Annotated in this window: 6 protein-coding genes; 5 read left to right on the forward strand and 1 reads right to left on the reverse strand. The window is 61.5% G+C overall.

The window, feature by feature from the left end; genetic code table 11:
• The first annotated feature begins 409 nt into the window (after window positions 1-409).
• The 5 genes from E0W80_RS18670 to E0W80_RS18690 all read left to right on the forward strand — a co-directional run bounded on the left by E0W80_RS18670 (window position 410) and on the right by E0W80_RS18690 (window position 8348).
• Window positions 410-2521, forward strand: coding sequence for a DNA methyltransferase (locus tag E0W80_RS18670; protein WP_131494502.1), 2112 nt, complete (start codon window positions 410-412; stop codon window positions 2519-2521).
• A complete protein-coding gene (locus tag E0W80_RS18675) occupies window positions 2521-5076 on the forward strand; it encodes a DEAD/DEAH box helicase family protein (RefSeq protein ID WP_131494503.1) in 2556 nt (851 codons plus the stop codon). The genes E0W80_RS18670 and E0W80_RS18675 overlap by 1 nt, the downstream gene beginning before the upstream one ends.
• Before the next feature lie 48 nt (window positions 5077-5124).
• The gene (locus E0W80_RS18680) at window positions 5125-5433 is read left to right on the forward strand and encodes a hypothetical protein (protein WP_131494504.1); all 309 of its coding nucleotides are present in this window, start codon (window positions 5125-5127) and stop codon (window positions 5431-5433) included.
• 42 nt (window positions 5434-5475) lie between these two features.
• The gene (locus E0W80_RS18685; RefSeq protein WP_131494505.1) at window positions 5476-6321 is read left to right on the forward strand and encodes a hypothetical protein; all 846 of its coding nucleotides are present in this window, start codon (window positions 5476-5478) and stop codon (window positions 6319-6321) included.
• 182 nt (window positions 6322-6503) lie between these two features.
• A complete protein-coding gene (locus tag E0W80_RS18690; protein WP_131494506.1) occupies window positions 6504-8348 on the forward strand; it encodes a DUF262 domain-containing protein in 1845 nt (614 codons plus the stop codon).
• 591 nt (window positions 8349-8939) lie between these two features.
• On the opposite strand, the gene E0W80_RS18695 is transcribed toward E0W80_RS18690, so the two are convergent.
• On the reverse strand, window positions 8940-10187 hold the full coding sequence (locus E0W80_RS18695; protein ID WP_131494507.1) for an IS256 family transposase: 1248 nt from the start codon (window positions 10185-10187) through the stop codon (window positions 8940-8942).
• Window positions 10188-11247: the final 1060 nt, after the last annotated feature.

Genomic DNA, 11247 nt, shown 5'->3' on the forward strand with positions numbered 1-11247 from the left:
TGTCCGATCTCACGAGAAGTGTCGGAGTCTCACGAAAGGTGTCGGAGCGTCTCACGAAAGTGGCGGAGTCTCAGGAGGCCTGTCGGATCGCGGCGGCGCCATCTCCCTGCCGCAAACGATCGTTTCTGGCGCGACAGCACTCACCACGTCTTCGGGCCTGCCGGTAACGTCAGTCGTAAGTCCCAATGGGCAGAGGGTTTCGGCTGATTGTCCGCATTTGGCGGCGGTTTTCGGCAGATGTGCACAACGACGCGACGACCATAGGGAATCGCCTAGTAACCAATCTCGCCCCGAGGGGGCGCCGGCTCACTGCTGGGCGCGGCGCAGCGGCCACTAGGCTGAAGACGAGTTCGCGCCGCACGCCTGGAGCGGCTGCGGGCTCATTCTCGTCTGCCTACGAAGGGTTGAGATGTCGCGGCTTTCCGACCTGTTGCGTGCTGCCAGTCAGCTCGATCCGCAACTCGCCAAGGATCTCGAGGAAGAGATCCAGCCGCTACAGAAGCGACTTCCGTTCGGTCTGAATTTTGAGCGCCACGCTCCCGAAGCCGTCGAGCTCGCTGGCCACAAGATCCGTAAGGGAAGCAAGGTTCGGATCCTTCCACCCCGAGGGACGGGAGGACAGGGAGACCGTCGTCTTTGGCGCGTCGAGTCAATCGCTGACGGTGAGGCTGTGCTTTCAACACCCGCCAGCGATGACGTCGAGACCTCCTCGGCGCCACTCGATGATCTCCTTCTCGTAGCCGAGTTCCGTGATCGCATCTATCCGGGCCTGCGCCCGGACGGTGAGGTCGCTCGTGGCGGCGATAAGCCCTTCCACACTGTTATCAACGGCGAAAATTTCCACGTCCTGGAGCAGCTCACCTTCACTCACGAGAGGGCCGTAGACGCGATCTACATCGACCCGCCGTACAACACGGGGGCACGCGATTGGAAGTACAACAACGACTACGTAGAGGGCGACGATCTCTACCGGCATTCGAAGTGGCTCGCCTTCATGGAGCGGCGACTCAAGCTCGCGAAGCGGCTCCTGAAACCGGCCAATTCAGTTCTCATCGTGAGCATCGACGAGAAGGAGTATCTGCGGCTTGGACTGCTGCTGGAGCAAACCTTCCCGGAGGCGGACATTCAGATGGTCAGCTCGCAGATCAACCCGGCTGCCTCTGCACGGATGGGATCTTTCGGCCGCGTCGACGAGTACATCTATTTCGTCAGGCTTGGGGGGGCTGTGGCCCAGCGTGTTGCCCTGTCGAGGGAGTGGGTTTCGTCCAAGGGCCGCACTCACACTGGAGCGCCACGGTGGGACATGCTGCGCCGGTCTGGCGGTGGTGCCAGGCGACAAGACTCTCCCGGAGGTTTCTACCCGATCTACGTCGATCCCGCCGGCCCCAAAGTTAAAGCAGTTGGGACACCGCTTCCCACGGGGGTCTCGGATGCACCCCTTGTTGAGGGCGCTGTCGCCGTTCTCCCCCTCCGCAAGGACGGATCGGAAGGGCGATGGATGTGGAGCAGTCAGGAATTTGAGCGAAGACTCGCACAGGGGCGGGTTCGAATCAGCGGCAACGCGAGACGCGGCTTTGTCGTCTCCATCCTCAAAGACGGCGAGTACGCCAAGATCGTCGACGGCGAGTACACCCCAACCGGCCAAGGGCCCGACGGATCTTTGACCTTCGAACGCGACGAAACTGATCTGGTTCGAGCCGTGCCCGGGACGCAGTGGAGGATCTCGTCTCACGACGCAACGCAGTACGGTTCCCGACTGCTCCGCGATTCGCTGCTCCCAGGACGAGAATTCCCCTTCCCAAAGAGCCTGTACGCAGTTGAGGATGCACTTCGATTCTTCATCGCGGACAACCCCAATGCCGTTGTCGTGGACTTCTTCTCCGGCTCCGGCACGACCGCTCACGCGGTCATGCGACTTAACAAGCAGTACGGCGGTTCGCGCCAGTGCATCTCCGTGACGAACAACGAAGTATCGGCGGAGGAGCAAGGGAAGCTCCGTGCGCAGGGCCTCCGCCCCGGGGATCCTGAATGGGAGCAATGGGGCATCTGTGACTACATCACGAAACCACGTATTCGAGCTGCAATCACAGGCGCAACCGCGACCGGGGGGCCAATCAAAGGCGAATACAGATTCGTCGACGAGTTCCCCATCGCGGACGGCTTTGCGGAGAACGCTGCCTTCTTCACGCTCACATACGAATCGCCATTCATGGTGAGCACCGACCGCGCCTTCGCGGCAATCGCTCCCATGTTGTGGCTTCGGGCTGGTGCGCGTGGAGCCCGAATCGATTCTGTCGATCAGGGCTTCGCGGTGGTCGACAGCTATGGCGTCCTGCGTGACCTTGACCAAGCCGCGGAGTTCGTTGATGCGCTGCGGGAACGAGACGGGATCCGAATCGCTTACATCGTGACGGACGATGAAGGCCGGTATCAACAGGTCGCCAGCGAGCTACCCCGGATAGAGACAGTTCGCCTCTACGAGGACTATCTCCGCAACTGCGAAAGCACGGGTGACTTCTGATGCGCTTCACTCTGAAGGACTACCAGTCAGACGCGGTAGGGGACACCCTCCGGGAGCTGGCCTCCGCGCGTGATTTCTATCGCAGCGCTAGTAAGCGAGTGTCTTCCGTCGCTCTAACCGCCACGACGGGTGCCGGGAAGACGGTGATGGCCGCCGCGGTCATCGAGGCACTTTTCTGGGGAAACGATGAGTTCAGTGTGGTTCCGGATCCCGGCGCCGTTGTGCTGTGGTTCAGCGACGATCCCGCGCTGAACCAGCAGACCCGGCATCGTCTAGAGCAAGCATCGGACAGGTTGCGCAACCGTCTCGTGACGGTGGAGCACCCCTTCCGCTATCCGAAGCTGCAACCGGGCCGGGTGTACTTCCTCAACACCTCAAAGCTCTCCAAGAACAGTCTCCTGGTTCGAGGGCACGATGACACCAACACTCTCGCCGGCATGGAGTCGCACCCCGACACGGTGCCGTTCACGTTCTGGGACACGCTGCGCAGCACCATCGACGACGATGATCTGACGCTGTATATGGTGCTCGACGAGGCGCACCGCGGGATGGGTAAGCGACCGTCGGACACCCCGACGATCGTCAAGCGCCTCATCAACGGACACAGTGGCGTCCCGCCGGTGCCGATCGTCTGGGGTGTCTCCGCGACCGTGCAGCGGTTCGAAGAAGCGATGAACGCGGCCGAAGTGCAGGCAAACCGAGTGCACCTCGGAACTGTTCAGGTCGACCCGGTGAGAATCCAAGAGTCCGGGCTCCTGAAAGATGACATCGTGCTCGATTTCCCCGCGGAGACGGGCGACTTCAACACGGTCCTTCTGCGGCGAGGAGTCCGCAAGGTCAAGGCACTCTCCGTTGCGTGGGCGACGTACGCCGCGGAGCAGGATGACGAGCCGATCAAACCGCTCATGGTGTTGCAAGTACCGAACAAGCCAGCACCTGCGGAGGTCGCTTCAGCTATCGACGTGATCCTTGATGAATGGCCAGAGCTGGAGTCCGACGCGATCGCGCATGTGTTTGGTGAGCACACCGCGCAGACCTTCGGTGCCCACAACGTCCCGTACGTCTCGCCAGAGCGCGTGCAGGACGCTTCTTACATTCGAGTGCTGCTCGCAAAAGATGCGATCAGCACGGGGTGGGACTGCCCGCGCGCTGAGGTCATGGTCTCGTTCCGCCCCGCAAAGGACGAAACCCACATCACCCAGCTTCTCGGCCGAATGATCCGCACTCCGCTCGCTCGCCGTGTGGAGGGGGACGACCTATTGAATAGCGTCGAGTGCATCCTGCCGCGTTTCAACAAGGCCACGGCGAGTCTCGTGCTGGAAAAGATCATGGGGAGCGACCTCATGGACTCTGACGGCGGCACCGGACAACGCATACTCATCGACCCACAGGTAATGACGGCGAACCCGGCGATTTCTGATGAAGTGTGGGAGCGATTCGGATCCCTCCCCGCCGAGACCCTTCCACGCAAGCACGCCAACCCAATCAAACGGGTTACCTCGCTGGCTCACGCTCTGGCAGCCGATCGGCTCGTGCCCGACGCCGGCAAGCTAGCCCATGAGCGCCTCCACGGCGTCCTGAACGGTCTTGCCGCGCAGTACTCGAAAGAGTTCAGCAAAGCGGTGGAGAACGTGCTGACTGTCGAAGGCGGCACCGTGCGCGGGCAGACTCGTCACGGCCTGCGGCGCGACGAGTCCTGGACCGAGGTCGCAGACGACCGTGCCATTCAAGACGCCTACCGCGCCGGAGCCCGCACGATCACTCCCGACGTCGCGCGCACCTACGTGGAGCACCTGGCCAACGACGCCGAAGACGAGGACGCGTACCGCGATGCAAACGTGCGCGTCGCTGCGCTTGCGATGCTCCCGCAAACACGACCTGCACTAGATGCAGCCGCCGACGCAATCGCGCAGGAATGGCTCTCGGGGTATCGGGTCGCGATCAAGGCGCTTTCCGAATCGCGCCAGAGTCTTTACGCGGAGATCACCGCTATGAGCACCGATCCTCAGCTGATCTCTGTCGCCCTGCCGAAGAACCGGCAGGAAGAGACGAAGCGCACTATCGGAGAGACCCAGCAGCTCCTAGAGCGGCGAGCCCTGCACCTCCTGGCCGACGACGAAGGCATGTTCCCTGTCGGAAAGCTCAACCCCGATGAAATCGCCGTACTTGACACGGAGATCGCCCGAGGAAATCTCCTCGGTTGGTATCGAAATCCCACTGGCGGGCGAGACTCGATGAGCATCGCTTACCAAGACCGACACGGCGACTGGCGAACACTGCGGCCAGACTTCCTCTTCTTCGTCGACAGTGACGAAGGCGTCCGAGCCAACATCGTCGATCCCCACGGACACTGGCTACCCGACGCGATCTGGAAGCTACACGGCATGGCTCGCTACGCCGCCATATACGGCGACGAGTACCACCGCATCGAATCCATCTCACGCATCGACGGCGAGCTGCGCGTCCTGGACTTCACGAACCCGGACGTCCGAGCGCAAGTTCTCGAGGAATCAGACGCCGACTTCGCCTACCGGCGCTGGTCAGTGACGTACTAGTAAGCCCGCCCCTCAGGCTTCGGCAACGACGACTGCGAAAATAGACAGATGCTCTCGCTTTTCGATGATGATCCATCAACGGAAGACGCACCCACTGCACCCGTGATGATGTCGGATCTTCAGCGGTCTGAGATCCGATCTCTCTTCGAGTCGCTAGAGGTTCGAACTGCTCGCGAGCAGTTCGAACTCGTCGCCGAGGTCACGGGGACGCGCATCACGTCGGTTGGGCAGCTCGACGGCGCGACCGCTCATCGTTTGATCGCGCGCCTTCAATCCCGAATCGCGAATCAGGCACGCGTGTCGACCGGCAGCAGCTGGGATGATCGCACAGAGGACACCTGGATCGATCGGCTCTAGCAGGAGAGATCGATCGAGCTGCTGCTCAGTAGCATTGGCCTCATGGTGGAATCTGGGGAAGTAGAGAACTCAGGAACGAAGTTCTCGCAGGTGTTGGATGCAGCCGCAAAGTTGCCCGGCGTAAGAATCAATCGTGCTGCGTACCTCCGCAAAGCGCTAAGGCGCTACTGCACCGACGAGCAGATCGACCGAGCGATCTCTCAAAACCCTGCTGCAGCCGGAATATCACCTGAGGTCATCAAGGAGGTAGCGAACACCTCCATTGGATACGAGACGAGCAAGGTCACTGGCTTGTCAGCGCTTGCCGGCATCCCTGGTGGGCTCGCAATGATCGGCACCGTTCCCGCCGATCTCGCCCAGTACATGAGCCACATGCTTCGGGTTTCGCAGAAGCTCGCATACATCTACGGCTGGCCGGACCTCTTCGCTGACGACGAGGAGTTGGATGAGGCAACAGAGAGCCTCCTGATCCTCTTTGTTGGTGTCATGTTCGGCGTACAGCTCGCCCAGGGCGGAGTGTCAAAGGTCGCGGCCATGATCGCCGCGAATGTGGCGAAGAAGCTCCCGCAACAGGCGCTAACCAAGGGCGTGCTCTACCCCATCGTCAAGAAGGTCGCGGGATACCTCGGGGTAAGCATGACCAAGAAGCTTTTCGCGGGCGGAATCGCGAAAGCAATCCCTGTGCTCGGGGCGGTGTTCTCTGGCGGGCTGACGCTCAGTACCTTCCTCCCGATGTCCAAGCGACTGCAGAGACATCTGGCAAGCCTTGAATTGACCAAGCCCGACCACCGCTCAGCGGCCAGCGACGCTGATGTCATCGACCTCGAGGTGATCCACCAGGAGGACCAGCCGACCGCTGCGGAGGGCGCCGGCGCCCAAAAGTCCTGAGCGAGGCTCACCGAACTAAGCAGGCACTTGCCGAAAACGATCGATCGTTAGCGGCGGGGGATCAAAGGTGACTCAGACGCCTCGCCGCAAAGGGTCTTCGCAACCTAGCTCCGGTGGGGGTTTCTGAGTGAGGACGTCCGTTAGCGTGATCTCGAACAGATGTCTTGAGGATGGAGTAAATCTTGGGTGCAGGTAGCGAGGCGCAGAATCGGACGCTGAATGACTGGCTTGTCAGCATCGACATGGGCAAGCTCCGGTTGCCGAGCTTTCAGCGCGGTGTCGCCTGGGAACCGAAACGGGTCCGGTCGATGCTGGAGACAATCACCCATGATCTTCCCCTGGGCGTTGCGCTGGTATTGAACGTCGGAGATAAGGAGCAGTTCGTCTCCCGTGCTCTACACACTGCTCCGGATACCAGCGAAGCGGTTACTGAGCATCTGCTTGATGGACAACAGCGCCTCACAGCGCTGTACCGGGCGCTTCGTGACAACGACGACAAGTACACCTACTTCCTGCACGTTCCGGAACTTGACGATGAGCCGCGCAACGATGATGAGGAAGAGTCTGTCCGTGTCGTGAAGCGGTGGCGGGACAAGAACGATGCGCGGTTCCCGATCTGGGCTGATTCACCGCGCGACTGTCTCTACAGAGGTCTTATCCCTGTGAGGCTTCTAGACCCGACGCGTGACGAGACGGCGGAGTGGGTTGAGCACGCCACTGCTTACCTGGAGCCGAGCGAAGACGTGGCCGACATCGTGGAGTACAAACGACTGCTGGTCGAGGCGACGGCTTTCCGTGATCGGCTCAAGAAGCTGATCGCGGAGCGGCGGGAGACAGTCAGGCATTTCAATCTTCCGTACCTGCGTCTTCCTGCGACAACAACCAAGGACATCGCGTTGTCCGTCTTCGTGAATATGAACACAAACGCGAAGCCACTCTCCGCCTACGACATCGTCGTCGCTGAGTTGGAAGGCGCGACAGGTAGGCGGCTCAAAGAGATGGAAGCGGAACTCGATGTAACGCTTCCACGTTTGAGACATCTCATTGACCTCGACAGCGCCGTCCTGCAGACCTCGGCGCTACTCCAAGGGAAAGTGCCCAGTCAGCGTGGCTACTTCGACATGGACTACTCCGTCTTCGTTGAGAACTGGGGACGCATGACACGCGGTCTCCGGCGCGCGGTGGAGACGGTTGAGTCGATGCGCATCTTCGACGGGGAGCGGCTTCCGTCTGCAATCCCAGTGCCGGTTATTGCTGCGCTACTCGCAGACGAGCCCGAGGAGGGAGACCGTCGAGCTGTGGTAGATCGTCTAATGCGCAAGTATGCGTGGCGATCATTCTTCACTAACCGGTACGAGGCGACCGCTGCCTCTCGTGCGGCGGCCGATCACAAGGCGCTCGCGGAGGTGCTTGCGGGCGGCGACGAGGCGAACGTTCCTGTGTTTGACGAAGAGCTGTTCCCCTTGCCGGGCGTCCGGGAGCTGAGGAACGCTTCATGGCCGAAACAGAGGCGGTCCGTTCCCCGAGCTATTCTCGCGGCTGCGAACTACTTCGGAGCGCGCGACTTCGCCGACGACACTGCTATCTCAGCCGAGAATGTGACCAGGCGCGAGTATCACCACGTCTTCCCGAACCAGCTACTTACCGAGGCAGGCCTTGACTCGATGCTGGCGCTGAACTGCGTGCTCATCACCTGGAAGACCAACCGCACCATCGGTCGGCTTGACCCAATCACCTACCTGGAGAGGCGTGCTGAGTTCGCCCCCGAACCGCGTGACATCAAGGATCGACTTGAGTCACATCTCGTGCCCTACACCGTCGTCGCAGCAGCTGGCCCTTACGAGCAACCAGCCGGCAGTGAATTGCGAGCGGCAGTGCACCCCGACTTCGAAGAGTTCCTCGACCAGCGCGCACGAATGGTTCAGCGATTCATGGAAGCAGTGTGCTCGGGTCAGCAGCCTCATTTGCGTGACACCGTGGATGCCGAACCAAAGTTCTTAGATGAGGCGAAACCCGAAGGCCACTAGATCGGGCGACCTTGCTCGGCTCTGCGATTCGAGCGACTGGACTGCCGTGCAGTATTAAAGTCGCAGGCCTACCGCTACGTGCGGCGCATCTCGCGCGCGAAGATCCAAATGAGCCAGATTCCGCCGGTGATCAGCGTGAGGATTGCGTCGAACCGAAGCTGAAAGTCTTCTTGGTCTACTGACCTACTGGGATGCGTAGCCTCGACAACCCGCGAGCTTCGCGCGATACCAGCATCCTCGTCATCCCGTCTGTGGCGTCGATGACTTGGCTGGCTCCGATATCTTGACCGCATGGATTCTTTATCAGCCGAACTGCTGGGGCGATGCGGTTCAGGGGACGAGGCCGCTGTGCGATGCCTGATAGAACAGGGCGCGAACGTGCACGCGACAGATGAGGACGGCGATGGTGTCTTGAGATACGCGATCGGCCCACGGAACCTCGATCTCTTCGAGTTCTTGCTCAAGTCCGGAGCATCAGCCTCAGCGCCAAGTACAGATCTATCTGGCGAACGAGGTAACAGCATCATCCATGCCGTTGCCGGGTCAAGCCCCAGGACGTGGTGTAGCCGTTGGTGATCCTTCGGGTGTTGGTTAGGCGGTGAGCTCGAGCACGGGATCGCTCACCTCCTCGGTTCCGGTGTCGGGGATGAGGGTGAGACGGGACTTGGCGAGGATATCGAGGCCGAGGTAGCGGCGACCCTCGGCCCACTCGTCAGTCTGCTCGGCGAGGACCGCGCCGACGAGGCGGATGATCGCGTCCCTGTTCGGGAAGATGCCGACGCTGTCGGTGCGGCGGCGGATCTCGCGGTTGAGTCTCTCGTTGGGGTTGTTGGACCAGATCTGCTGCCAGAGGCCCTCGGGGAACCCTGTGAAGGCGAGGATGTCCGCTCTCGCCGTGTCGAGGTGCTCGTGCGCATCGGGGAGCTTGCCGTCAACGTAGTCCAGGAGCCGGTCGAACTGGGCGTTCACCGCGGCAGCGTCGGGCTGGTCGTAGACGGAGTGCAGCATCGCTTTGACCGCCGGCCACATGGCCTTCGGCGTCACGGACATCAGGTTCGCCGCGTAGTGGGTGCGGCATCGCTGCCAGACCGCGCCAGGCAGGTTCGCCGCGATCGCTTCGACGAGGCCGTGATGAGCGTCGGAGGTGACCAGACGAACTCCGGAGAGCCCGCGGGCGACGAGGTCGGCGAAGAACGAGCTCCAGGCCGCTCCCGTCTCGCTGGTCGCGACCCGCAGGCCGAGGACTTCACGGCGGCCGTCGGCGTTGACGCCGGTCGCGACGAGCACCACGGCGTTGATCACGCGCCCGCCTTCACGGACCTTCATCGTCAGCGCGTCCGCGGCAACGAACGTGAACGGGCCCGCGTCGCCCAAGGGCCGGTGGCGGAACTGCTCGACGTGCTCGTCGAGCTCGGCGGCCATCCGCGAGACCTGCGATTTCGAGAGGGAATGGATCCCGAGGGTCTTCACGAGTTTGTCCATCCGCCTCGTCGAGACTCCGGCGAGGTAGCAGTCGGCGACGACGGTGATCAGCGCGGTCTCGGCGCGTTTGCGGCGCTCGAGCAGCCACTCCGGGAAGTACGTGCCCGCTCGGAGCTTCGGGATCGCGACATCGATCGTCCCAACACGGGTATCGAGGTCGCGGTGCCGGTAGCCGTTGCGTTGCGCGACACGGTCCGGGCTCGGCGTGCCCCATTCCGCGCCGGCGACGGCGTCCGCATCAGCGGACAACAGCGCGTTGATCGTGGTTTGCAACAGGTTGCGCATCAGATCTGGCGACGCGTCGGTCAAAGCTTCAGCGAGCACGCTCGCAGGGTCGACAATATGAAGTGCGGTCATCGTGATGATGCCTTTCGAGTGGAGGTTAGAGACTTCTCGAAGGATCACACGGTGACCGCGCTTACGTCGTAAGCGACGAGCCGGCCACCGCGGGCTACACCACCTTAAGGGGCACTACTCGTTGCCGCTGCAGGATGGACGGGGGCGTTACGTCTACTCCTGATTCAAGGCGCAGACCCCAATGCCCGTGCGCTGAGCGGTCAGCGTCCGCTAATGGGTGCGGCTGCGCGCGGGTCTGTGTCGTCGATCGAGATGCTCGGATTCGCAGGCGCTGATCTGAATGCTGTAGATGGGGAAGGTGACACGGCTTTGTACTGCGCTGCCAGCAAGGCGCAGCTAGGTGCCGTCGTAGCATTGTGCGAGTTGGGTGCTGCGGTCGACGTACTTCCCAACGTTTTTGGGCACACGGCGCTGTCTGTAGCAGCGACGATTGCCTATGACAGTTCGTCGACACCTGAGGATCATGAGATCTCGCTTCGCATCGCGAAGTACCTTGCACGCAATGGTGCGTCGCCGTCCTCGATGTATGGGCACGGATATGTCTTCGGTAGAAGTGCTGGTCAGGTTCAACAGATTGTGCCCCTGTATGACTTCGACCGCGCAGTGAGGGCTTACGACGATCTGTTCATCGGATGGGTTGATCGAAGAGCAGCTGGGCTCGAGTGGGTTTTCTCAGCGCAGCGTTCGACCCGATAGTGCCTTGAGCAGGTAGCGCGCAGCTCGGTCATCCTCCAGGCTCTGCACTTTGGGCCATCAGCTTCATCGGTGCGATCCGTCGCTTCGCAGTCCGCGTATCACCGGCTGCCGAAAACGATCGTTTCCGGCAGGCGCACCGCGGTCACCGGCCGACTGCACGACACGCCGGTCGCGCACCTGCCGAAACCCCCTGCCGGAACCTGTCGCGCCGAAACGGTCCGCCCGACCTTTTAGGCAGGGTGAGAACGAAACGCGAATACCGACAAGTTTCGTGAGACAACCGGCAGTTTCGGCAGCGCACCACTCACCCGCCTTTCCGGGGATGTTCTGTCTCACCAACCGACAACTCTCGTGAGATCGGACA

The sequence above is a fragment of the Microbacterium sp. PI-1 genome (assembly GCF_004337555.1).
GTDB classification, from domain to species: Bacteria; Actinomycetota; Actinomycetes; order Actinomycetales; family Microbacteriaceae; genus Microbacterium; species Microbacterium aurugineum.

Coding starts and splice junctions, on each gene's coding strand:
- E0W80_RS18670 (WP_131494502.1), top strand. CDS start 410: ATGTCGCGGCTTTCCGACCTGTTGCGTGCTGCCAGTCAGCTCGATCCG.
- E0W80_RS18675 (WP_131494503.1), top strand. CDS start 2,521: ATGCGCTTCACTCTGAAGGACTACCAGTCAGACGCGGTAGGGGACACC.
- E0W80_RS18680 (WP_131494504.1), top strand. CDS start 5,125: ATGCTCTCGCTTTTCGATGATGATCCATCAACGGAAGACGCACCCACT.
- E0W80_RS18685 (WP_131494505.1), top strand. CDS start 5,476: ATGGTGGAATCTGGGGAAGTAGAGAACTCAGGAACGAAGTTCTCGCAG.
- E0W80_RS18695 (WP_131494507.1), bottom strand. CDS start 10,187: ATGACCGCACTTCATATTGTCGACCCTGCGAGCGTGCTCGCTGAAGCT.